This is a genomic window from Peristeroidobacter agariperforans (assembly GCF_004138335.1).
Classification (GTDB): domain Bacteria; phylum Pseudomonadota; class Gammaproteobacteria; order Steroidobacterales; family Steroidobacteraceae; genus Steroidobacter; species Steroidobacter agariperforans.
The window spans coordinates 2,695,831-2,719,456 of the sequence record NZ_RYFW01000001.1 but is presented as its reverse complement, the minus strand read 5'-3'; the positions used below and the strand labels follow the sequence as shown (position 1 = coordinate 2,719,456).

Genomic DNA, 23,626 nt, shown 5'->3' with positions numbered 1-23,626 from the left:
TCGCTCCATTCGTTCATTCAGGTCACATCCGCCCGCCCCGTTCAGCCGAATCCGAAAGAGCTAGCGGCATCCTCGTTCAGGATTGCCGCGCCGGACGCCCATTGCAAGGGGAAACCTATGTCCTTCAGCGCGATTCTCGAGTTCACACCCTGGCCCACGCTTTCGATACTGATCCTATTCATCGTGGCAGTCTTCGTACTCTTTCTGGCGCGAGATACGGCTCACCAGGCCATTCGTACGGCGACCAGCGCCATAGCGCGCGGCCTGCGACTGGCATCGCATTCGACGACGCATCTCGAGGCGCGGCTCGCGACGCGCAATCGTGACGTTCTGCTGGCGGCGGGACGCGAGGCAAAGGAACGGATCATCGAACGCGAGTTCGAGCGCATCAGCGACAGCGTGCGCAAGGATCTCTCCAACTATCCGACCCTGCACCGGGCGCTGAGCGAGTCGATCCGGCGCATCGAGGAGGATCATCAAGCCGCCGTCGATGTGCCGCCGGAAGCGCCGGGCTGGGTTCGTGCCGTCGATGCCGTGTCGAAGATGGAAGGCAAGAACGGCGCAGCCGCCATCCTCGAGGACATCCATAAATCGCTGGTCAAAGCTCACAAAGAAGCGATGGATACCTATCGCGAGGCCAGCTCCGAGCGGCACGGTCTGCTGCGCAAGATGATGCCGGAGTGGCGCGTCATCAAAGAAACACTCGACCGTGTCATGGCCTCCGTCGAAAGCCTGCTGAACCGGGCCACTGCCATCGATCGGCACATGCAGGACTATCAGGATATCGTGCGCGGCCACGACCGAGCGGTCTCGACGCTCTCCTCCTCATCGGTCGTGCAGTTCTTCGTCTCGGGACTGGTGCTGCTGATTGCGATCGGCGGCGCCGCGATCAACTTCTCGCTGATCGCACGCCCCATGTCGGAAATGGTCGGCGGTACCAGTTATATCGGCTCGTTCCGGACCGCCGACATTGCCGCGCTCGTGATCATCATGGTCGAGATCTCGATGGGTCTGTTCCTGATGGAATCGCTGCGTATTACGCGATTGTTCCCAGTCATCGCGGCGCTGCCCGACAAGATGCGTGTGCGGATGATCTGGATCACCTTCAGTCTGCTCACGCTGCTGGCGAGCGTCGAGGCCGGCCTGGCTTATATGCGTGAGGTGCTGCTCCAGGACGAATTGGCGACTGGCGCGCTGCTGCGCGGGGAAGATAGCGGCGGCCTGCAGAACGAATACTTGTGGATCACCACGGCCGCGCAGATGGGCATGGGCTTCATCCTGCCGTTCGCGCTGACGTTCGTCGCGATTCCGTTCGAAACGTTCGTGCACTCCTCCCGAACCGTGCTCGGCCTGTGCGGCATCGGCCTGCTCAGAGCCGTGGCATTGTTCCTCCGGGTGCTGAGCAATTCCTTCCATCACATCGGCAAGCTGCTGGAGCGTCTCTACGATCTGCCGCTGTTCGTGCCATTGTGGCTGGAAAAGGCCCGGGCAAAAGCCGCAGCCGACGAGGAGCGCGCTCGTGAAATGGTTTCGGTACAGGAGGCACAGACATGAAGGCATTCATCCTGGCCCTGACTGCCCTCTTGATCGGCGGCTGCACGCCGAGCGCGCCACGCAACACAGGCGTCTATCTGTTGCTCGATACGTCCGGCACATATAACGAGGAACTGAACAAGGCCCAAAGCATCATTCTGTACACGCTGTCGAAACTGCAGCCGACGGACTCGTTTGCCGTGGCCCGCATCGACACCGGCAGCTTCAGCGAGAAGGACATCATCGCCAAGGCCACCTTCGACGATCGGCCCAGCAGCGCCAACGTGCAGAAGCGCGCGTTCGCGGATGCCATCAAGACGTTCGTCGATCACTCGAAGGCGGCGAGCTATACCGACATCACCGGCGGACTGCTCCAGGGCATCGAGTTCCTCAACGAGAAGAATTCCGGCCGCAAGGCCATCCTGATCTTCTCGGACCTGAAGGAAGATCTCGACAAAGGCTACGTGCGCGACGTGCCGCTCGACCTGAAGGGCTTCGAGGTCGTTGCACTCAACGTCACCAAGCTGCGCACGGACAACTACGATCCTCGCGAATATCTCGCGCGGGTCGATACCTGGCGCCAGCGAGTCGAGAAAGCCGGCGGTCGCTGGCGAATGATCAACGATCTGGAGCGCCTCGACGGCCTGCTGTGACGTCTAGCGGCTGAAGCGACGCGATGCTGAGATCGTTGTTCTACGGCGTACGGGGCTGGTTCGTACTCCGACGGCGCAGGCTGGCCATGTATTGGGCGCTCCGGGACCGGGGAGACGCCCCGTTCTTCGCATTTCTCAGCCTGCCGTTCATCGCGGTCGGTCTCATTGTCTATTTTGCCTACGCCGCTCGCTCGACCTACGACGGCTCGCAAATCGATGCAGGCAAGCTGCGGGCTCGTGAGATTCGCTGCCTCGCCGAGAACATATATTTCGAGGCGCGCGGCGAGACACTGAAGGGGCAGTACGCGGTCGCGGAAGTCACGATGAATCGACTGGCTTCGCCGTACTTCCCCGACACGATCTGCGAAGTCGTGCACGACACTCGCTGGGATCGATCGCGACGCCAGCTGGTCGCGCACTTCTCCTGGACGGCGCTCAAGCTGCGACTGGAGTCGGGCAGTCCCGCTTGGAAACAAGCAATGGACGTGGCGACGACGGTCTATCACGGCTACTACGAGCCAGTGGTGCCGGACGCTTTGTTCTATCACGCCACGAGCGTGAATCCCTACTGGGCGAGCTCGAAGAAAGTGGTTGCCAGGATCGGCAACCACATTTTTTATCGGTGACGGCCACTGCCGGGCCACATACCCCGATTTTCAGTACGGTGAGGCTTCGTGCGTCACGGCAAGCGGCGCCGTTGTTGCCGTACGGCCACGATCATGCAGCACACGGCCAGTTTTTAATTTCAGTTCTATAGTCGCTTCATCGTGACAGCGCCACATGCGCTCGACGCGCGCGTTGTCGTTCTGATACATTTAAATCGCATAAATTGTTAAGGCGCGCAATCATGCCGCCTCCTGGCCGCAAGAGCTGCAAGAGCTCGTTTCCGGACCCGGCGTCGACCGGGCAACGCGGCCACTTTTCGCTTCATTCCCAGGGAAGCCAATCCCCAACAGCAGTGGAGGCCTCTTCAATTCATCAGGAGAGCATCCATGACCAGCACCTGTTTGAGGCGCGCCCTAGGCTGCGCACTCTGTACGACCCCAATCCTCCTCGTGACAGCGCTTGCCGTGGCACAGGAGCAGAAACAAACATCGGCCGGAGCGCCGTTGGAAGAAGTGATTGTCACCGGTTCGGCCATCCGACGCGTGGAGGCAGAAGCATCCTTGCCAGTGCAAGTGTTGGACTCGCAAGCCATCCAGCGCACCGGCGCCGCATCGGTCGTCGATCTGATGCAGCGCTTGCCGACGATCCAGGGCGCGACCGTTGAATCCGATGCGGTGGGCGCCGCGACGTTCGGCTTTTCTGGCGTCTCGGTCCACAACATCGGCGAGAACCGCACGCTGGTGCTGCTCAATGGCCGGCGCATGGCCCAATTCGGCGGGCAGACGCTGACCGGCTTCGCCGCTGCCGTCGACCTCAACAGCATTCCGGTCTCGGCAATTCAGCGAGTGGAGATTCTGACGTCCGGTGCGTCGGCGCTGTACGGCTCGGACGCCGTCGCCGGCGTGGTGAATTTCATCACCAAAGATAAGACGCTGGATCGCGACGTGTCGGCTCGCTATTACGCGCCCGAGGACGGCGCGCAGGAGCGTGGCGTCAGTCTCAGCGCCGGCATCGGCGACTATGAAAACAGTGGCTGGAACTTATTCGTCGCGATCGCCGGCGACAAGCGCGAAGAGCTCAACTCCGCGGACCGCGATTTCGCCGACTCCGCCATCGTGAATTTCGATTACGTCGGGCAACGGTGGACCTTCTTCAACGGCTCACCAAGAAACATTCCCGCGAATGCGGTCGCAACGACGGGCAACCTGGCCGGCGAGACCGTCAGCCTCGGCTATCTGAGCAGCGGCAGCTGTCCGGAGGGTTCGGCGCCGGTCGGCGCCGCGTGCTACTACGACTACGTCCGTAACATCCAGCTCTATCCCGAGCGCGAGCGCAAGAACGCCAACGCGTCGCTCAATATAAAACTGGGCGAAGCGCACAACCTGTTCGTCGATGCGCTGTGGTCGGAAGCCAAGTCGCTCTCGAAGATCGCTCCAGTGCCCGGCGAACTGGGCGTCGACGTGGGCTCGGCGCTCTACAACCAATATCTCGCGGGCGTCGTTGACGATGAGGGCAACCCGCTATTCGGACCGGCGGACGTGGATGAGGACGGCGTGATCGATCCCATCGTCGCGCCGTATCGTACCTTCGATCTGGGCCAGCGCATCAACGACGATGAAGCGACGTTCTATCACGCCGCGATCGGCATCGAAGGCGATCTCAGCGGCTGGAACTATGACTTCGCGCTGACGCAGTCGGAAAGCGATGTGAAAGGTCACATCGCCGGCTATCCCGGCGCCCTCGCGTTCGACGCTGCGCTGGCGAGCGGAGCCATCGATCCTTCGTCGCCCCGGGACAACAGACCGAAGCGGGCCTCGCCGCGCTCAACGGCATCAACTACCGCGGCTATTGGGACGGCGGCACTTCACGCATGCAGACAGCAGAGCTGCGGGCATCCACTGACTTGTTCGACCTGCCCAACGGCAAGCCAGTGATGTTTGCGGCAGGCCTGAGCCATTACCGGGAAAAATTTCAATCGAAGCCCAGCCAGTTCGCGCAAGCGAATCTGGACGATCCGGTTGCAGGCACTCCCGCCGCTGGCGGTCCGGGCACTGGCGATCAGCGGTTCGGCGACGCCGCCGCGTCCATTCCGTATGGCGCCGACCGCAACGTCACCGGCGTGTTCACGGAGATCAACGTGCAACCGCTGGAGTGGCTGGAACTGTCGGGCGCCGGTCGTTACGACGACTACAGCGACGTGGGCTCGACGACCAACTACAAGGTCAGCTTCCGCGTCACACCGGCGCAGCAGTTCCTGATTCGCGGTTCGTACGGGACAGGCTTCCATGCGCCGACCGTGCCGCAACTCAACGCCTCGCTGCAGAACTACGGCGTCACGGCGAATCCCTACGATTGCACTCCGGACCTGGCGGCCATCGCCTCGAGCCTGGGCGCGATCTGCCGGCCGCCACAAACGCAATATGACGTGTTCGCGGGCGGCAATCCGGATCTGACGCCCGAAGAGTCGGAACAAGCGATGCTGGGCATGGTGTTCGAGTTCTCGCGCGAAGCATCCGTCGGCCTGGACTACTGGTGGGTGGGGATCAAGGACGCCTTCGGCCAGATCGAGGAGACGGAGGCGTTCGCCAATCCGGCGACCTATCCGGATGCCTGGACCACGTTCACGGATATCGGCACCGGCACGACCTACATCGCCTACAACCAAACCAACATCAATACCGGCAAGGAGTATTACAGCGGCATCGACTTGAACGCCGACGCCAGCTGGCAGTTGCCGTTTGGCAAGTTGCGCACGCAACTGGTGGCCACCTACATGATCACCGACAAGGAACAACTGACGAAAGACGGTCCCTACTACCGGAACATCGCCAACTATTCGACGCCGCTGGATGAGGTGACCTTTCGTTGGGTGGGACGCCTGTTGACGACACTGGATCACGGACCGTTCTCACACACGATCACCATGAACTACAAGAGCAGCTACCTGGACGTGGAGACCACGGTGGATGGCATCGACGCCAACGGCGATTTCAACGGCGAGGTCGCGGACGTTCGTCTGGAGGTCGACGACTACTTCACGCTCGACTGGCAATCGAGCTGGCAAATCACCGATTGGGTGCGACTGACAGTCGGTGCGCTGAACCTGTTCAATGAAGATCCGCCGCTGTCGCTGACGGCGAGCAATTTCCAGATCGGATATGACGCGCGCTACTACGATCCGCGCGGTCGGGTTTTGTTCGGACAGGTATCGTTCAAGTTCTGATCGAGCTCACTGGCGGGCCAGGACGGCCCGCCAGTTTTTATTCTCAGGGCGCTGAACACATGCAGTAGTAATACACATTCTTCGGATCGTTGAACCGCGCCAAGCGCGTCAACTCCGCTTCCAACGGCGCCAGGATGCGGCGTGCGTTAGAAAACAATTCGTGCTCCGGCACCAGCGCGCGGGTAACGCGCGCGGCCAGCGCCTGTGAGCGCATGGCGAGCGCCTGGCGCCAGCCCATCGGCGCCTCGATGTAGTGAACCTTGTAGTCCTTGCCCAAGCCCGCCTTCTCCGCGGCGGAATTCAGCGCGTCCTTGTACGAGCCGAGCTTGTCGACCAGGCCGTGCTGAGCGGCGTCGACCCCGGCCCACACGCGGCCCTGCGCGACCTCATCGATATCCTGGAAGGACTTCTCGCGCGCCGTGGCCACGTTGTTCACGAACACGCTGTAGGCGTGATCGATGGAGTTCTGCAGGATCTCCTTGGCGCCATCGTTGAGCGTGCGATCCAGGCGCAGCGAGCCGGCGAGCGGGGTCGTGCCCACGCCGTCGATGGTGACGCCAAACTTCTCCAGCGTGCGCTCGATGGTCGGGAACACGGCGAACACGCCAATCGAGCCAGTGAGCGTCGCGGGGCTGGCCCAGATCTCATCCGCATCCATGGCGATGTAATAACCACCCGACGCCGCCGTGCTGCTCATCGACGCGATCACCGGCTTGCCGGCATCGCGTAGCGCATCGATCTCGCGACGGATCACTTCCGAGGCCAGCATGCTGCCGCCAGGGCTGTCGATTCGCAGCACCACTGCTTTGATCGAGTCGTCGTAGAGCGCGTCGCGCAGCAGACGTGACGTCGAGTCGGAGCCGATCGTGCCCGGCGGCTGCGCGCCGTCGAGAATCTCGCCCGACGCAACCACGACGCCGACGCGATCGCCTTCGAGCAGCGGTTCGCTGGAGCGGGCCGCGGCCAGGTAGTCCCAGTTCATGATGCCGTTGAACGTATGTTCATCCTCATCCTCGCCGACCAGCGCCTTGATCTGATCCTCGAATTCCCGGCGTGACTTCAGCTCGGTGACCAGATTGCGTTCCAGTGCCGCCGTGGCCAGATCGCCGCGATGTGACTTCGCGATCTCGGCGTACTCGTTCGCGTAAGCGGCAATCGCGCCTTCATCGAGCCCGCGCGCCTTGGCGACGCCCGCCAGATACTGTTTCCACAGCGCATTCAGCCAGGCCATGCTCTCCTGCTCTTCCTGCTCGGACATGTCGCTGCGGCTGAATTGATCCGTGAACGACTTGAACTTGCCGGCGCGGAACACGTTCACGTCGACCGACAGCTTGTCGATCACGCCTTTCAGGAACGTGCGGTAGTAACCGAAGCCTTCGATGAGCACCAGGCCGTGCGGATCCAGATAAATCTCGTCGGCCTGCGCGGCGAGGTAGTACTGCGCCTGGTCGAAACTTTCGCCGAACGCAAACACCTTCTTGCCCGCCGCCCGGAAGCGCTGAATCGCTGCTGCCAGCTCCTGCATCTTGGCAATGCCGCCGCCGGCCATGCCGCTCAAATCGAGCACCATCAGCTCGATGCGCTTGTCTTTCGCCGCGGTGTCGACCACATCGACCAGATCGCGCAGCAATGTTTCAGGACGGCTCTGACCGTACGCCTCAGCCACCGCGCGCTCGAACGGATCGCCCGCCAGTTGTTCGACCAGCGCGCCCTGCGGCGAGAGCACCAGCGCCGCCTTGTGAGGAACGATCGGATTGGCCGGCGAAATCAACGCGCCGATCGCCAGGAACAGCACCAGCAGCACGATCAGGTGCAGCACTTTGCGCAGGCCATCGAGACCACGCCAGATGAAGGTCAGGAACCAGGCAATCGCTTTCATGGAGCAGGCGTCGAATGTCGAGTGAAGGGAAAGGTCAGGTCGCGGAATAAGTCAGTCGGTAGATGGCGCCGGCGGTGTCGTCGGAAATCAGCATCGAGCCGTCCTCGAGCACCAGCAGATCGACCGGCCGTCCGAGCACGTCGTCGTCGCGAGTGAAGCCGGTCGCGAAAGGTTCATAACCGATCGCCTTCTCGCCGTCGAGCCGTACCAGGGTCAGGCGATAACCGCTCTTGCCGGCCTTGGCGCTGCGGTTCCAGGAGCCATGCTCGGCGATCAACACCTGATTGCGGTACTTCTCGGGGAACGCCGTGCCGGTATAGAACTTCACACCCAGTGGCGCGACGTGCGCGCCCAAGGTTCGCACCGGCGGCGTCATGCGAGAGCAATCGCCCAGCTTGCCGAAATCCGGATCCTTGGTGTCCCGGCCGTGGCAGTAGGGAAAGCCGAAGTCGAGCCCGGCGCGCGGCGCGACGTTCAGCTCGCACGGCGGCGAATCGTCGCCGAGATAATCACGGCCGTTGTCGGTGAACCAAAGTTCTTTGGTGGTGGGGTGCCAGGTAAAGCCGACCGAGTTACGAACGCCGCGAGCAAACACTTCGTGGCCCGAGCCATCGGCATTCATGCGCGTGATGACGGCGAAGTTCGGCTCGTTACAAACATTGCAGGGCGCGCCGATCGGCACGTACAACTTTCCGTCCGGGCCGAACGCAATGTATTTCCAGCCGTGATGGCGCGCGGTCGGCAGATCGTCGCGCACCACTTTGGGCGCCGGCACGCCGGTCAGCGTCGATTCGATGTCGTCGTAGCGAAGGATGCGATGCACCTCGGCGACATAGAGCGCGCCATCGCGGAAGGCGACGCCGTTCGGCATGTTCAGCTTGTTCGCGATCACCCGCACCGTCGGTTTGAGTCCGGTGCCCGGCGAGCCGCTGATGGCATAAACAGTGGTGCCGCGCGTGCCCACGAACAAAGTGCCCTTCGCGCCCAGCGCCATGGAGCGGGCGGCCGGCACATTGTCGGCGTAGACCTCGAGCTGGAAGCCGGCGGGCAGACGAACGTTCTGCAGCACCTTGTCGGTCGCCGGACTGGCGAGCGCAGCGGTCGCGCAACAGGTCGCGAGCAAGCTGAACAGCAGGCGGGGGAGAGAGGTGGGCATGGTGTCTCCGCTAGGAAGACACAGTTTAACCACCGCGGAGACGAAGCAGTTAGCGCGCGTGAGACGCGCGGCTAACCGGGATGGGAGGGATGGCCGGCGTGTAGCTTTGAGCCAACGCCGACCAGCAATCCGTAGGTGTGAATTACACCTTTTCTTCGATGCGCGCGGCCTTGCCGGTCAGATCGCGCAGGTAGTACAGCTTGGCGCGACGGACGTTACCGCGACGCTTCACGGTGATGGCGCCGATCGACGGGCTGTAGGTCTGGAACACGCGCTCGACGCCTTCGCCGTGCGAAATCTTGCGCACGGTGAAAGACGAGTTGAAGCCGCGATTGCGACGGGCGATCACGACGCCTTCATAGGCCTGCGTGCGCTCGCGGTCGCCTTCCTTCACCTTCACTTCCACGACGACGGTGTCGCCGGGCGAGAAGTCCGGAATTTCTTTGCCTGCGGCTTCGCTCTCGAGCTTTTCGATGATGTTCATGGTCGTACCCATCCGTATTCAAACCGGCGGCGGAGAGCCTGATTACTACTTCGGCTCCGCCAAAAATTCTTTCAATAAGCGCTGCTGTTCGGCCGTCAGCGCCAGTTTCTCGATCAAGTCCGGGCGCCGCAGCCAGGTGCGCCCGAGCGCCTGCTGCTCGCGCCAGCGGCGGATCGCGGCATGATTGCCACCGACCAGCACCGCGGGCACGGCCTGCCCTTCGAACACTTCCGGCCGCGTGTAGTGCGGCCAGTCGAGCAGCCCGGCGACGAACGAATCCTCGACCGCCGACGCCTCATCGCCCAGCACACCCGGCAGTAGCCGGACCACGGCGTCGATCAGCACCAGCGCCGGCAGCTCGCCCCCCGACAACACGTAGTCGCCGATGGACACGCTCTCGTCGATCTCCGACTGAATCAGCCGCTCGTCGACACCTTCATAGCGCCCTGCCAGCAGCAACAGGCCCGGCAACTTCGCCAGCTCCTGCGCCTTCGCATGCGTCAACGGCGCTCCATCGGCGGCCAGATAGACGCTGCGACTGCCTTCGGGCAATCGCGCCTTCGCGGCTCGTATCGAGGTCCGCGCCGGCTCGATCGTCATGACCATGCCCGGCCCGCCCCCGTAGGGACGGTCGTCGACGGACTTGTGCACGTCGGTGGCGAACTCGCGCGGGGTCGTGGCGTTTACCGCCACCGTGCCGCGCTCGATGGCGCGACCCAGGACACCCACTCGAACTGCTTCGGCCACGAACTCCGGAAACAGCGTCACCACTTCGATGCGCATCGTCCGAACTCAATCGTCCAGCCAGTCCACACCCCAGTCGAACACGATGCGCCCGGCATCCAGGTCGACCTTGACGATCCGGTCCTTCACGAACGGGATCCAGTGCTCCTTGACGCCTTTGACCACCGCGATATCGCCACCCGGCGTACTGCGGAAGTGGTCCACGCGACCCAGCGATTCGCCGCTCGGGGTCAGCGCTTCCAGTCCTTCCAGATCGCTCCAGTAAAACTCTCCGGGCGCCGTAGGCGGCAGCTCGCTGCGCCGGACGGCAATCTCGATGCCCACCTGCAGCCGAGCCTCTTCCGGAGTCTCGATGCCGGCCAGCTTGGCCAGCACGCCTTTGGCGGTCATGCGCCCGTCTTCGACTTCGACCGCTTCCCACTGCCCGGCTCGAAGCAGGTGCCAGCTGTCGTAGTCCAGAATGTTCTCGGGCGGGTCGGTGTACGAAGTAATCCGAACCCAGCCCTGCACGCCGAAAGTGCTGCCGATCTTGCCCAGCACTACCCAGCGGTCTTCAGCCTGCGCGTCGCCCATAATCGATCAACACAGGCAGCGCTCAGCGCTGCAAATCAGGCCGCGACAGCCTGCTTACGATGCGTCTTGACCAGCTCGGCGACGCGCTCGGACGGCTTCGCGCCCTTGCCGACCCAGTAGTCGACGCGGTCCAGCTTCAGCTCCAGGCGGCGCTGCTTGCCGGTCGGAATCGGGTTGAAAAAGCCGACCTGCTCCAGGGTCGTGCCGCCCTGACGCATACGGCTGTCGGTGACGACGATGTGATAGAAGGGCGTCTTCTTCGCCCCACGACGGGTGAGCCGGATCGTGACCATGCTGCTAAAGCCTCGAAATCAATACGTAAAGCCGGGCGTCCGGGCACGGGGCACCCGGAAAAGGGCGCGAACTATACTGGATGTATAGGTTTTTTCAAAGCCAAACGGTCAGGTTCAGCCGCCCGGTCGGGGAAATCCCCCGCCGCCGAAGGCGCTCATCAGCCGGCGCAGGCCGCCGCCCTTGGAGAACGTCTTCATCATCTTCTGCATCTGCATGTGGTTCTTCAGGAGCTTGTTGATCTCCGACACGTGCACGCCCGAGCCGGCCGCGATCCGGCGCTTGCGGGAGGCATCGATGGTCTTGGGATAGCGGCGCTCGCCGGGGGTCATGGAGCGGATCATGGCCAGCTGGCGCGTGATCTCCTTCTCATTGCCCTGGGGCATCTGCGCCGCCTTGCCGGCCAGCTGCGCGGGCAGCTTGTCCATGAGCGCGCTCAGGCCGCCCATTTTCTCGACCTGTTGCAGCTGATCGTGCAGATCCTCCAGGTCGAAGTCCTTGCCCTTCTTCAGCTTGCGGGCCAGCTTCTCGGCCTGCTCGCGATCGACGTTCTGGCTGACCTTTTCGACCAACGACAAGACGTCGCCCATGCCCAAGATGCGCGAGGCCACGCGCTCGGCGTGGAACGGCTCCAGAGCATCGGTTTTCTCGCCCGTGCCCATGAAAAGAATGGGCGCACCAGTGATCTGCCGCACCGACAGGGCCGCGCCACCGCGCGCGTCGCCGTCGGTTTTCGTGAGGACGACGCCCGTCAGCGTCAGCGCCGCGCCAAACGCCTTGGCCGCGTTCACCGCGTCCTGACCGGCCATGCTGTCGACCACGAACAGCGTTTCGGTAGGCGTGACAGCGCCGGCGATGTCCTTGATCTCCACCATCATTTCGTCGTCGACGTGTAGTCGGCCGGCGGTGTCGACGATCAGGACGTCGTACAGCGACTGCTTGGCCTCGGTCAGCGCTTCCTTCGCCAGCGTCACCGCGGGTTTCTTGGGATCGGACGGGAAGAACGCGACATCCAGCTGGGTCGCGAGTCGCTCCAGCTGCAGGATGGCGGCCGGACGGTAAACGTCGGTACTGGCGAGCAGCACCTTCTTGCGCTCGTTCTCCTTCAGCCACTTGGCGAGCTTGCCCGCAGAGGTCGTTTTACCCGCGCCCTGCAGGCCCGCCAGCAGAATGACCACCGGCGGCTGCGCGCGCAGATTCAGCGGCCGGACGCCCGCGCCCATCAGCGCGATCAGCTCGTCATGGATGAGCTTCACCAGCATCTGGCCCGGCGTCAGGCTCTTATCGAACTCCTGGCCGACGACCTTGCCGCGGATGGTGTCGACGAAGCCCTTCACGACCGGAAGCGCGACGTCCGCCTCCAGCAGCGCCATACGGACCTGGCGCAGCGTGTCGGCGATATTCTCCTCGGTAAGACGCCCGCGGCCCCGCAGGCTCTCCATGACGCCTTGCAGGCGTTCAGTCAGTTTGTCGAACATGAAATTTTTGAAGCGGTTGGCGGTTGGCGGTTCGCGGTTGGCGGTTAGTTTAAGACAGCCGGAGGGAAATATGGCCGCTGCGCCTCTTAGCCAACCCCCACCCGCTAACCGCCAACCGCTAACCGCGATCCGTTATCCTAGGCGCGTCATCCTTATCTGAGTCTTCCACCTCAGTGTTGTCCATCGTCGTTCTCGCCTGCTATCTGGCATGCGCCGCATGGCTTGCCTCGAGCGTGTATCGCGCCGATGAGAGGGCTGCGCACGGCCGCCGGATCGCGGGCCTTGGACTCGGGGCCATCGCCGTCGCGCTCCATGGCGCCCTGCTCTGGCAAAGCGTGTTCGCCAAACCCGAACTGGCGTTCACCGTCACCGAAACCGCCTCGCTCATCGGATGGCCCACGGGGCTCATAGCGCTGGTGCTCACCTGGGCGCGGCCGCGCTTCGCCGGCATCGGCTCCATTCTCATGGCCATCGCGGGCGTCGTCGCCGCAACTACCGTGGAGGGCAACGCGGGTTACGCGCTCGAACAGCAGAGCTGGGAGATCGCCGCGCACATCGTGCTCTCGACGTTGGCTTATGCGCTTCTCACCATCGCCGTCGCACTCGCCGTGGCCCTGGCACTGCTCGATCGTCGACTGCGCAGCCGGCGGCCGCTCGGCATGCTCACGATCCTGCCGTCGATGGAAGCGCTCGAGTCCGCCACGTTCCAGGCGCTCGGCGCCGGCTTCGCGGTGCTGACGCTCGCGCTATTCAGTGGTTTCATCTTCGTGCGCGACTTGTTCGCGCAGCACCTCATTCACAAGACGGTGCTGTCGTGCCTCGCGTGGGTGGTATTCGCGGTGCTGTTGTTCGGTCGCTGGCGTTTCGGCTGGCGCGGCCGCGTCGCGAGGAACTGGACTTTGAGCGGCTTCGCGCTGCTGGGTCTGGCGTATTTCGGTTCCAAAATCGTGCTCGAGTCCATTCTGGGCCGGCACTGGGGTTGAGGAACGGATTTGAGTCTGCATGCGATCGGTTGGATGAGCACGCTGGTGCTTGCGATCCTCGTGGCCGCGACCATCGGGTTCTATTTGGGCCGCGCTTTCACGCGCCGCCCGCGGGTCAAACCGCGCCGGCGTTCGGAGCAGACGCCCTGGCCACACGACAATCCACGCCGCCGTCTCACCGACAAGTTGCTCGACCTCGACACCATGAAGGTCGACGACATCATGATCCCGCGCAGCGAGATCGCTTACATCGACATCAGCGATGACTGGGACTCCATCATCGATACGCTGCGCTCCACCCCTCACACGCGCCTGCCGGTCTGCGAGAACAACCTCGACAACATCATCGGCATGCTGCACATGAAGAAGGTCGCGCACGCGTTGGCGCGCGCCGACCTCACGCGCGAACGATTGTTACAACTGGCGCGCGAGCGAGAAGGCTACTTCGTACCCGAGGGCACGACGCTGAGCGTGCAACTGCTGAACTTTCAGCGCGATCGCCGTCGGATCGCGCTGGTCGTCGACGAGTACGGCGACATCCGCGGCCTGGTGACACTCGAGGACATTCTCGAAGAAGTCGTCGGCGACTTCACCAGTGCGCCGGGCGCGCTCCATCAAGATATTCATCGCGATGCCGACGGCAGTTTCGTCATCAACGGCGCGATCAGCATACGTGTGTTGAATAAAACCCTCGGCTGGGACCTGCCTACCGACGGACCGCGCACATTAAATGGTTTGATTCTCGAATTCCTGGAAACGATTCCGCAGCCCGGCACCGGGCTGAAGCTCGGCAACCTGTCGGTGGAGATTCTCCAGACCGCGGAAAACAGCGTAAAAACCGCGCGCATCCGCCCGATCGGCTTGCAGGTCGAGCCGACGGCGTCAAAAGGCGTGGCGTAGCGCTTCGTCGAGCCGTTCCACGCCAATCACTTCCAATCCTTCGATCTCACGGCGCGGCTTGTTTGCTTCCGGCACGATGGCGCGCTCGAAACCGTGTTTCGCCGCTTCGCGCAGACGCTCCTCGCCGTAGGGCACCGGCCTCACCTCGCCCGCCAAACCCAGCTCGCCGAAGCAAACCAGTCGCGGCGCGAGCGGTCGATCACGCACGCTCGATACCGATGCCAACACCGCGGGCAAATCCGCCGCGGTCTCTGAAATCCTCACGCCGCCGACGACGTTTAGAAACACATCACGGCCCGCGGTGGACACGCCGCCGTGTCGATGCAAAACCGCTAGCAACAGCGCGAGCCGATTCGCTTCCAAGCCCACGGCGACGCGTCGCGGGTTCATCCCCTGCGCTTCATCGGTGAGCGACTGCACCTCGATCAGCATCGGACGGCTGCCTTCGCGCGCCACCATCACCGCGCTGCCGGCCACGGGCTGCGGATGCTGCGACAAGAAGATCGCGGATGGATTCTTCACCTCGCGCAGCCCCTGCTCCGTCATCGCGAACACGCCGACTTCATTCGCCGCGCCAAAGCGATTCTTCACTGCGCGCACCAGACGGAAGCGACTGCCCGCATCGCTCTCGAAATAGAGCACCGTGTCAACCATGTGCTCGAGGATCCGTGGACCGGCGATCACGCCTTCCTTGGTGACGTGGCCGATGATCAGCACCGACACCCCTGATGACTTCGCAAAGCGCACCAGCGCGGCAGCCGCCTCGCGCACTTGCGCCGCCGAGCCTGGCGACGAATCCACGTCGTTGACGAACATGGTCTGGATGGAATCGATGACCAACACGCGCGCACCCGACTGTTGCGCATGCCCGAGAATGGTCTCGACGTTCGTTTCCGCCAGCAGTTGCAACGTATCGCTGACGACTTCGAGACGGCGCGCGCGCAGGCTCACCTGCTGCAACGATTCCTCGCCCGTGACATAGAGAGTCGGAGTCGCGCGGCTGAGCGCATCGCCCGCCTGGAGCAGCACCGTTGACTTGCCGATGCCGGGATCGCCGCCGAGCAGCGTCACCGAACCCAAGACCAAGCCGCCGCCGAGCACGCGGTCGAACTCCTGCAGGCCAGTCGCGATGCGCGGCTCGCTCGTTTCGGATACCTCGGCCAGTCGCCGCGGCCGTTCCGTGCCGGCCGCCAACGGCCGACGATCCGCACCCGTGCGTGAGGCACGGCTAATACTCATACGTTTGAGCGTGTCGGCGGCGCCGCAGGAGGGGCAGATGCCCTGCCACTGGAGGCTCTCGTTGCCGCACTGATCGCAGACGAAGATTTCCTTGGTTTTGGCCATGGTTCCTTACGGGACGCCGGGCGCCCCAAGACGTTGTATGGATGTGAACTGATCGGCAGCACCGCAGCGCAGAGTTTGCCTCATGCGATTTGTGGGCTAGCAGCCCACCGCGGGTGTGACGCCACCGGCAATTTAACCTATCGTCCTTCGCTATACTCGCGCCGCAATTTCGCCCCACACCGACCAAGTCCTGACACTTGGCCAAGAATCAGCGACCACCATGGTCTTGCGACCATCGTGTTTGTCACGGCCAGGGTAGTCGAACGGTCCGGTAGTGGGTTTGAAGTCTTAGGCGGTACTCAACTCGTGGCGGCAAAACTGGCGCGATTCTCCTGGCTTCCCGGCGGGCTGGCTGCAGCCCTGGTGGTTGCCGTGGGTCATTGGGTCTACTCCCCCGCCTCGCTGCCATTGGAGCTGGGCGTCTACGACCGCATGATGACTTCGGTCGAGGCCAAGCCCTCGCGCGAGGTCGTGATCGTTGCCATCGACGACGCCAGCCTGGCCCAGCTCGGCGAATGGCCGTGGCCGCGCGATGTGCACGCCAGCTTGATCGACAAGCTGAAAGCGGAAGGCGCGCGCGTCGTCGCATTCACCGTTCCATTCGATACCGCCGGTCGCACCAGCGAGCGTGAGAAAGTTCGTGCTGCGCTCGCGTTGCTCGAGTCCAGCAACCTCGGCAATTCCGAGCAGGCCCGCCAGTTGCGCAAGCTGCTCGGCGAGTCGGCCGCGGGGCGCGATCCCAACGCGCATCTCGCCAGATCCATGGCGGCTCACGGCAACGTGATCTTGCCGATGCACATCCGCCTGAGCGACACAGCCGCCGACAGCGATGAGATTCCCGCGCGCTTCTCGCCGGCCAGCGATCCTTCGGCGTTGAATCGCACCGCTCACGCCGACGTCACGATGTTGCCGGCGCCCGTGTTTCTGGCCGAGGCCAGCGGCATCGGCCACACCTATCTGCCGCCCGATGCGGATGGCGTCGTGCGCACCAACCTTGCCGCGGTTCGCGTCGGCGCGAGCCTCGTGCCGTCGCTTTCAGCCGTCATCACCAGCCGCGCCCTGGGCGTTTCGCCCAATGAAATGATCTTTCATTCCAACAATGCGCTGACCATGGGAACTCGCCGGACGCCGCTGGATTCCACTCAGCATAGTCATCCACGTTACTTCCCGCCGAGCGGCGTGCAGGCATTTCAGCAATATCCCTACTGGCAAGTGTTATCGGGTGGCCTGCCGAAGGGCACGCTGCGCGATAAGGTCGTGCTGATCGGCCTGATGAACCATGACAGTGTCGATGAGTCCGTCGCGACGCCCGTGAGCAAGTCCACGCCGCCAGTAGTGGCCATTGCCAGCGCGGTGTCGAGCTCGTTGGCCGCGCAGATGTATTCTCGCCCGGCTTATGCGCCCGTGGTCGAGTGGGGCGTCGTGGTGCTCGTGCTGCTGTTCTCGGCTTTCATGTTGCCTGCCGCCGGCGCAGCGATTGGCGGAATGACCACGCTGCTGTTCATGGTGTTGTTGGCCGGCTCCGAGATCGTCCTGCTGCGCTCGTCGCAGGTCTGGCTGCACTTCACGCTTGCTTGCGTGGCGCTGGCTGCCGGCTATGGTTTGTATCTGGTCGGGGAGTTGATCCGTCGCGCCAACATCAGAGCAGGCGACGGTGCACGCGATCCCGGCGCCAATCTGCGCTCGCTCGGACAGACGTTCCACAAGCAAGGCCAGCTCGATCTCGCGTTCGAGACCTATCAGCGCTGCGCGCTGGATGCACCGACCATGGAACTGCTCTACAACCTGGGCATGGACTTCGAGCGGCGCGCGCAACTTGCCAAGGCATCGGCGGTGTACTCCTATATCGCGACGCGCGATCCCAATTACCGCGAGCTGAAGGTTCGCCGGGCTCGCGTGCGCGATGAGCCGTTGACTCGTGAACCAGCGACGCGCGCATCGATGGCGCGAGAGTCCCGCGAATCGATGGCGCATGAGACGGCGACGCCCGTGCCACCCGTCAAACGCGAGCCGCCGCGGCCCATCCGGCCGCGACAGCCGGCCATCGATTTGAAAGACCACGAAGAAACCGTGCCCGACCTGCTCGACGTTCCCTCGGCGGGACGATCGTCGTCCAAACGCACCCTCGGCCGATACGAAATCGAGCGCGAGCTCGGCAAAGGCGCCATGGGCATCGTCTACCTGGGCCGCGATCCGAAGATCAATCGCGTGGTGGCGATCAAGGCCATTCCGCTGGCGGAGGAGTTCGAGGAAGACGATCTGGCCGAGGCTCGCGCGCGCTTCTTCCGCGAGGCGGAGATGGCCGGCCGTCTGAACCATCCGGCCATCGTCACCGTCTACGATGCGGGCGAAGACAATGGCCTTGCATACATCGCCATGGAGTACCTGCGCGGCCACCATTTGAGCACCCACACCGACGTGAAGCAGCTGTTGCCGCCAAAAAGCGTGATGCTGCTCGTCGCCCGCGTGGCCGAGGCTCTGCACTATGCGCACCGGCAGAACGTCGTTCATCGCGACATCAAACCAGCTAATATAATGTTCAATCCCGAGACGGATGAACTGAAGATCACGGACTTCGGAATTGCGCGCCTGACCGATACAAGCCGAACCAAAACCGGAATCGTCCTGGGCACACCGTCATTCATGTCACCGGAACAACTCGAAGGGCGCACGCTCGACGGTCGCTCCGATCAATTCGCGCTGGGCGTGAGCCTCTATCAGCTGCTGTGCGGTCAACTGCCGTTCCGCGCCGATTCGATGCCGCGCTTGATGCAGAAGATCGCCACCGAGCCGCACACTCCGATTCGCACGATCCGTCCCGACCTGCCGCCGGAAGTCGAAGCCATCATCGACCGCGCGCTGTCCAAATCGGCCGACGATCGCTATGTGACTTGCGCCGAAATGGCCATGGCCCTGCGCGCTGTCGCGGGTCCGCCGGAGAAGAGCGCGGCACGGGCAGAACACGAGTGGTTGCTGCCGTGAGCTGGACACTGCGGACACGGAGGGTCAACTAGGTGGTGCGTGGCAAGATCCGCTCCGTAGGGTTAAGCGACGTCGGTCGCGTGCGTGAGCACAACGAGGACACCATCGGTGTCGACGCCGACATCGGTCTGTTCGTGCTCGCCGACGGCATGGGCGGCTACAACGCCGGCGAGGTGGCCAGCGGCATCGCCGTGAAAACCGTGATGAGCCTGGTGAAGGAAGCAGTCGAGCACCAGGACATGTCCTCCTCCGATCCGGAGACCGGCATGGCCCGCCCGAGCATCGTGTTGCGAGATGCGATCGCGCGCGCCAACAAGATCATCTATCAGACGGCGAAGACCCAGCCCCAGTGCGAAGGCATGGGCACCACCATCGTCGCCTGCCTGTTCTTCGACAATCGCGTGGCCATTGCCCACGTCGGCGACTCGCGCCTGTACCGGCTGCGGGCCAACCGGCTCGAGCAGATGACCATGGACCACTCACTGCTGCAGGAACTGGTCGACCGAGGCTTCTATTCCCAGGCCGAGGCCCAGCGGGCCACGAACAAGAATTACGTGACCCGAGCCCTCGGCGTGGAGCCCACCGTCGACGTCGAGGTCCATGAACAGCCTGTGGATAAGGGCGACTTTTTCTGTCTGTGCTCCGACGGCCTGTCCGACATGGTCGAGGACGATGACATTCACTTAACTATGAGCACCTTTAGTGCTAGCCTTGAAACGGTTGCTAAGCAATTGATTCAATTGTCGAACGACAATGGCGGTCGGGACAATGTGTCGATCATCCTTGCGCAAGTTGTGGACTCGTTCGCAGCGCGGACAGGGGTAGTTGACAGAATCTTGCGCTGGTTCGGCTAGTCACATAGGTCGCTGACTGGCATTACTCGGGGACGAGCAAAAATGGCACGGTTGATCCTCAGCCTGGACGGTCAGGTGATGGCCGAATACAACATGAACAAGGAGCGGTATACCGTCGGCCGGCTCCCCGATAACGACATCCGCATCGACAACCCGGCCGTGAGCGGTCACCACTCGCTGGTGATCAACATTCTCAACGACTCGTTCCTCGAAGATCTGAACAGCACCAACGGCACTTACGTCAACGGCAAGCTGATCAAGAAGCACGCGCTTCAACATGGCGATGTCGTGACCGTCGGTCATCATCAGCTGCGCTTCGTCGACACGCAGAGCTCGGACACCGAGCCGGATGAGTTCGAGAAGACGATGGTGATCACCCCGGGCTCCGCCGTGGCTGCTATCGCGGCGAAGAAAGCTGCGACCGTGTCGCCTCCTCCGCCGGCTCCGGCCCCGAAGGCTGCTGCGGCTCCGACGCCTGTTTCAACGTCTGCTCCGCCGATGACCCGACCGATGCCGCCTGCGGGCAGCAGCACGAGCTCCACCGGCGAGCACCCCGGCATCGCATTGCCGAAGGCCAAGCTGCAAGTGCTGAGCGGCGCGTTCGCCGGCCGCGAGCTCGAATTGAACAAAGCCCTGACGACGTTGGGTCGCCCTGGCGTGCAAGTCGCTGCGATCACTCGTCGAGCGGACGGTTATTTCATCGTCCATGTCGATAGCGGCAAGCCTGGCGATTATCCGTCGGTCAACGGCGCAGCGATCGGCGAGCAGGCCCGTAAGCTCGCGGACAACGATGTGATTTTGCTCGCTGGCGTGAAGATGGGGTTCTTCGAAGGCTGAGCGTCGGCTGATAACGCCGCAATGGTTCTTTGTCCCCTCCTTCGGAGAGGACGCGGCTGCTTAAAACATTGCTCTCAGTAGCCAGCCTATTGCGAGCGGAGACTTTCCAGGCAAAGGTTCAAGCGCCCTTCCACAACAGCGGCACGCGCGAGGTCACGCGACACACGAGCTCATAGCAAGTCGTGTCCGCGTAAGGCGCAAGCCGCTCCGCCGGTAACCCCTCACCCCATACAACGACTTCATCGCCGGCCTTGGCATCGGGCAAATCAGTGATGTCGATGGAAATCATATCCATCGAAACGCGTCCGGCGATCGGCGCTTCCCTGCCACCGACCAGCACAGGCGCGCCGTTGCGCGTGCCACGCGGAAAGCCATCGCCGTAGCCGATGGCGGCAATGCCAATGCGCGACGGGCGCTGAGCGCGCCAGATGCCGTTGTAACCCACCGCTTCACCGACACCAATGTTTTGAACAGCAATGAGCTGAGTCGACAAAGTCATCGCCGGCCGCAAACCCAACTCGGTGGCGGTCTGGTTCGGCATCGGTGACATGCCATAGAGCATCAACCCCGGCCGCACCCAATCCTGATGCGCTTCCGGCCACGCAATCACCGCCGCCGAGTTGGCGGTGCTGCGCTCGAGGCCGAGCGGCCCGACCAGATCGTCGAAGACCTTCAATTGAGTCGCGGTAACGTGGCCCCGCTCTTCCGACGAAGAGAAGTGCGTCATCACCCGAATCTGACTGACCGATGAGCAGCGTTGCAAACGAGCGTGCGCGGCACTGAAATCTTCAACCCGGAAGCCCAGCCGGTTCATGCCGCTGTTGAGCTTCAACCAGACAATGAAGCGATGCGGCCCGGCGAATTGCTCCAGCGCATCGAGCTGTTCGGGAGAGTGAACGACGATCTCACATTGTTCTTTGGCCGCGAGAGCGAACTGCTCGACGCCGAACACGCCTTCGAGCAACAGGATGCGCTGAGTCACGCCCGCTTCACGAAGCGCAACGGCGTCGGCAAGACGGGCCACGCCCAGTCCATCGGCATCCGCGAGCGCGCGGGCGACGCGAATCATTCCATGGCCGTAGCCATTCGCTTTGACGACAGCAATGACCCGCGAGCGAGGCGCCATCCGCCGCACCACTGCCAGATTACCGCGCAGTGCCGCCGCGTCGATGGTCGCAACGGGAAAGCTCACTCAGAAAGGTCCGTCGCCGAACGCGGCCTCGGGGGCGTAATTCTCGAACTTCGTGAACTTGCCGAGGAACGTCAGCTCGATATCGCCAGTCGGACCGTTACGCTGCTTGGTAATGATGATGTCCGCGATGCCCTTGCGCGGCGTCTCGGGGTTATAAACTTCTTCGCGGTAGATCATCATGATGATGTCCGCGTCCTGCTCGATGGCGCCCGATTCGCGCAAGTCGGAGCTCACCGGCCGCTTGTCCGTGCGCTGTTCCACAGCACGATTCAGCTGCGACAGCGCGATCACCGGCACCGACAGTTCTTTGGCGAGCGCCTTCAGCGAGCGCGAGATCTCGGAAATCTCGGCGGTGCGGTTTTCTTTGTTCCCTGGCACCTGCATCAGCTGCAAGTAGTCGACCACGATCAGATCCAGACCATGCTCGCGCTTCAGGCGCCGCGCACGCGCGCGCACTTCGGTAGGAGACAAGGCCGGCGTGTCGTCGATAAAGATGTTGGATGCCTTCATCATCGAGATGGCCATCTGCACCCGCGACCAGTCGTCGTCGTCCAGCTGCCCGGTGCGCAGCTTGGTCTGATCGACCCGGCCCAGCGAGGAGACCATACGAAACGCCAGCTGCTCGCGGCCCATTTCCATACTGAACACGCCCACCTTGGCCTGCTTCGGGCCGAAGGCGGCGTTTTCCGCCATGTTCAGGCTGAACGTGGTCTTGCCCATGGAAGGACGGGCGGCAACGATGATGAGGTCGCCCTTCTGCAGACCTGCCGTCATCTCATCGAGCTTCTTGAAGCCGGTGGAAAGACCGGTGATGGCGCCGGGGTTCTGCGACAGCGTATCGATCAGATCGATGATCTTGCCGACTTCGTTCCGCAGCGGCACGAAGCCCGAGCCGGTCTTGTTACGGCTCTCGGCGATCTCGAACACGCGGCGCTCGGCTTCGTCGAGGATCTCGGCGGACGCGCGGCCTTGTGGGTCGTAGGCGCCGTTGGCGATTTCACCGCCGACGGAGATCAGTTGGCGAAGTGTCGAGCGTTCGCGGACTGCATCGGCATAGGCTCGAACGTTCGCGGCGCTCGGCGTGTCACGAACCAGTTGCGCCAGGTAAGGCAGACCGCCGACTTCGGACAGCAGGCCTTTGCGCTCCAGCCATTCGGAGAGAGTGACGGCGTCGGAAGGCTCACCGTTGGCGCCGCGCTCGGCGATGGCCTCGAAAATGATTTGATGATCGCGGCGATAGAAATCGTCGGCGACGATGCGGTCCGCGATGTTGTCCCAGACGCGGTTGTCCAGCATCAGGCCGCCGAGCACGGCCTGCTCCGCCTCGATGTTGTGAGGCGGGACTCGGATGTCATCCACCGCCGTGTCTCTATCGCGGGCGCGACGCGCACCCGCGAACGAGAACTTGCCTTCGGCTTCGGCCACGGTGGCGAGCCGAGAGTTATTCTTCGCCGATGATCACGACCGGCACATCGACGTTCACGTCGGTGTGGAGGTGCAGCTGCACGACGTGCTCGCCAGCCTGACGGATCGGGCCGTTCGGCATGCGCACTTCGGCACGCTCGACCGTGTGACCGGCCTTCTTCAGCGCCTCGACGATGTCGCTGTTGCCCACCGAGCCGAACAGCTTGCCTTCGCCGCCGGCCTTGGCCGTGAGCGACAGCTTGAAGCCTTCGAGCTTCGCGGCGCGCGCCTGGGCGCTGGCCAGCTCTTCCTTCGCGACCTTCTCGAACTCGGCGCGACGGGCTTCGAACTTGGCGACGTTCTCCGGCGTGGCCAGCGTGGCCTTGCCCTGCGGCAGCAGGTAGTTGCGGCCGTAGCCGGCCTTCACCTTGACCTTGTCACCGATGTTGCCGAGGTTGGCAACCTTCTGCATCAGAATGATTTCCATCAGCCTATCCTCAAGTAAAAGAG

The 23,626-nt window shown here is 63.0% G+C and carries 21 protein-coding genes; 10 read left to right on the top strand and 11 right to left on the bottom strand.

Features of this window, described 5'->3' with window-relative positions; all coding sequences use genetic code 11:
- The first annotated feature begins 117 nt into the window (after positions 1 to 117).
- From EK373_RS11860 to EK373_RS11840, 5 genes are all read left to right on the top strand, one after another.
- On the top strand, positions 118 to 1,554 hold the full coding sequence (locus EK373_RS11860; protein ID WP_129642852.1) for a hypothetical protein: 1,437 nt from the start codon (positions 118 to 120) through the stop codon (positions 1,552 to 1,554).
- A complete protein-coding gene (locus tag EK373_RS11855) occupies positions 1,551 to 2,186 on the top strand; it encodes a vWA domain-containing protein (protein WP_198683230.1) in 636 nt (211 codons plus the stop codon). Before EK373_RS11860 ends, EK373_RS11855 begins: the two co-directional genes overlap by 4 nt.
- A gap of 23 nt (positions 2,187 to 2,209) precedes the next feature.
- Complete coding sequence (locus EK373_RS11850; RefSeq protein ID WP_129642851.1) at positions 2,210 to 2,812, top strand: cell wall hydrolase; 603 nt, start codon at positions 2,210 to 2,212, stop codon at positions 2,810 to 2,812.
- Positions 2,813 to 3,241: 429 nt separating this feature from the next.
- Positions 3,242 to 4,726, top strand: coding sequence for a TonB-dependent receptor plug domain-containing protein (locus EK373_RS11845; protein ID WP_157994330.1), 1,485 nt, complete (start codon positions 3,242 to 3,244; stop codon positions 4,724 to 4,726).
- On the top strand, positions 4,663 to 6,015 hold the full coding sequence (locus EK373_RS11840; protein ID WP_129642849.1) for a TonB-dependent receptor domain-containing protein: 1,353 nt from the start codon (positions 4,663 to 4,665) through the stop codon (positions 6,013 to 6,015). Before EK373_RS11845 ends, EK373_RS11840 begins: the two co-directional genes overlap by 64 nt.
- Positions 6,016 to 6,058: 43 nt before the next feature.
- Here the strand turns inward: EK373_RS11840 and sppA are convergent, their stop codons facing one another.
- From sppA to ffh, 7 genes are all read right to left on the bottom strand, one after another.
- On the bottom strand, positions 6,059 to 7,894 hold the full coding sequence (sppA, locus tag EK373_RS11835; protein WP_129642848.1) for a signal peptide peptidase SppA: 1,836 nt from the start codon (positions 7,892 to 7,894) through the stop codon (positions 6,059 to 6,061).
- 34 nt (positions 7,895 to 7,928) lie between these two features.
- Positions 7,929 to 9,050 (bottom strand): PQQ-dependent sugar dehydrogenase, encoded by a 1,122-nt coding sequence (locus tag EK373_RS11830; protein ID WP_129642847.1) that lies wholly within the window; start codon positions 9,048 to 9,050, stop codon positions 7,929 to 7,931.
- A 142-nt stretch (positions 9,051 to 9,192) separates the two neighbouring features.
- A complete protein-coding gene (rplS, locus tag EK373_RS11825; RefSeq protein ID WP_129642846.1) occupies positions 9,193 to 9,534 on the bottom strand; it encodes a 50S ribosomal protein L19 in 342 nt (113 codons plus the stop codon).
- 45 nt (positions 9,535 to 9,579) lie between these two features.
- Positions 9,580 to 10,317, bottom strand: a complete 738-nt coding sequence (trmD, locus tag EK373_RS11820) for a tRNA (guanosine(37)-N1)-methyltransferase TrmD (protein WP_129642845.1) — start codon at positions 10,315 to 10,317, stop codon at positions 9,580 to 9,582.
- A gap of 9 nt (positions 10,318 to 10,326) precedes the next feature.
- A complete protein-coding gene (gene rimM / locus EK373_RS11815; protein ID WP_129642844.1) occupies positions 10,327 to 10,851 on the bottom strand; it encodes a ribosome maturation factor RimM in 525 nt (174 codons plus the stop codon).
- Positions 10,852 to 10,886: 35 nt separating this feature from the next.
- Positions 10,887 to 11,144: a 30S ribosomal protein S16 gene (gene rpsP / locus EK373_RS11810; RefSeq protein WP_129642843.1), complete on the bottom strand. Its 258-nt coding sequence runs from the start codon at positions 11,142 to 11,144 to the stop codon at positions 10,887 to 10,889.
- 114 nt (positions 11,145 to 11,258) lie between these two features.
- The gene (gene ffh / locus EK373_RS11805) at positions 11,259 to 12,620 is read right to left on the bottom strand and encodes a signal recognition particle protein (protein WP_129642842.1); all 1,362 of its coding nucleotides are present in this window, start codon (positions 12,618 to 12,620) and stop codon (positions 11,259 to 11,261) included.
- Positions 12,621 to 12,793: 173 nt separating this feature from the next.
- On the opposite strand from ffh, the gene EK373_RS11800 reads away from it, so the two are divergent.
- Both EK373_RS11800 and EK373_RS11795 read left to right on the top strand, forming a co-directional pair.
- A complete protein-coding gene (locus EK373_RS11800) occupies positions 12,794 to 13,603 on the top strand; it encodes a cytochrome C assembly family protein (protein ID WP_157994329.1) in 810 nt (269 codons plus the stop codon).
- A 9-nt stretch (positions 13,604 to 13,612) separates the two neighbouring features.
- Positions 13,613 to 14,503, top strand: coding sequence for a transporter associated domain-containing protein (locus EK373_RS11795; protein ID WP_129642840.1), 891 nt, complete (start codon positions 13,613 to 13,615; stop codon positions 14,501 to 14,503).
- Here EK373_RS11795 and radA read toward each other — a convergent pair.
- Positions 14,486 to 15,847 (bottom strand): DNA repair protein RadA, encoded by a 1,362-nt coding sequence (radA, locus tag EK373_RS11790; RefSeq protein ID WP_129642839.1) that lies wholly within the window; start codon positions 15,845 to 15,847, stop codon positions 14,486 to 14,488. The two genes, EK373_RS11795 and radA, sit on opposite strands and share 18 nt — an antisense overlap.
- A 306-nt stretch (positions 15,848 to 16,153) precedes the next feature.
- Here radA and EK373_RS33980 point away from each other — a divergent pair, with 306 nt between their 5' ends.
- The 3 genes from EK373_RS33980 to EK373_RS11775 are packed head-to-tail and all read left to right on the top strand — an operon-like array spanning position 16,154 to position 20,520.
- Complete coding sequence (locus tag EK373_RS33980; protein WP_269813428.1) at positions 16,154 to 18,829, top strand: CHASE2 domain-containing serine/threonine-protein kinase; 2,676 nt, start codon at positions 16,154 to 16,156, stop codon at positions 18,827 to 18,829.
- Between the two features lie 35 nt (positions 18,830 to 18,864).
- Complete coding sequence (locus EK373_RS11780; protein WP_198683229.1) at positions 18,865 to 19,683, top strand: Stp1/IreP family PP2C-type Ser/Thr phosphatase; 819 nt, start codon at positions 18,865 to 18,867, stop codon at positions 19,681 to 19,683.
- 42 nt (positions 19,684 to 19,725) lie between these two features.
- Positions 19,726 to 20,520 (top strand): FHA domain-containing protein, encoded by a 795-nt coding sequence (locus tag EK373_RS11775; RefSeq protein ID WP_129642838.1) that lies wholly within the window; start codon positions 19,726 to 19,728, stop codon positions 20,518 to 20,520.
- 118 nt (positions 20,521 to 20,638) lie between these two features.
- Here the strand turns inward: EK373_RS11775 and alr are convergent, their stop codons facing one another.
- The 3 genes from alr to rplI form a co-directional block, all read right to left on the bottom strand.
- Positions 20,639 to 21,712 carry an alanine racemase gene (alr, locus tag EK373_RS11770; protein ID WP_129642837.1) on the bottom strand — a complete coding sequence of 358 codons (1,074 nt, stop codon included), beginning with the start codon at positions 21,710 to 21,712 and terminating at the stop codon, positions 20,639 to 20,641.
- Positions 21,713 to 23,071, bottom strand: coding sequence for a replicative DNA helicase (gene dnaB / locus EK373_RS11765; RefSeq protein WP_198683330.1), 1,359 nt, complete (start codon positions 23,069 to 23,071; stop codon positions 21,713 to 21,715). It lies immediately after the preceding gene.
- Positions 23,072 to 23,153: 82 nt separating this feature from the next.
- Positions 23,154 to 23,603, bottom strand: coding sequence for a 50S ribosomal protein L9 (rplI, locus tag EK373_RS11760; protein ID WP_129642835.1), 450 nt, complete (start codon positions 23,601 to 23,603; stop codon positions 23,154 to 23,156).
- Between the last annotated feature and the right edge of the window lie 23 nt (positions 23,604 to 23,626).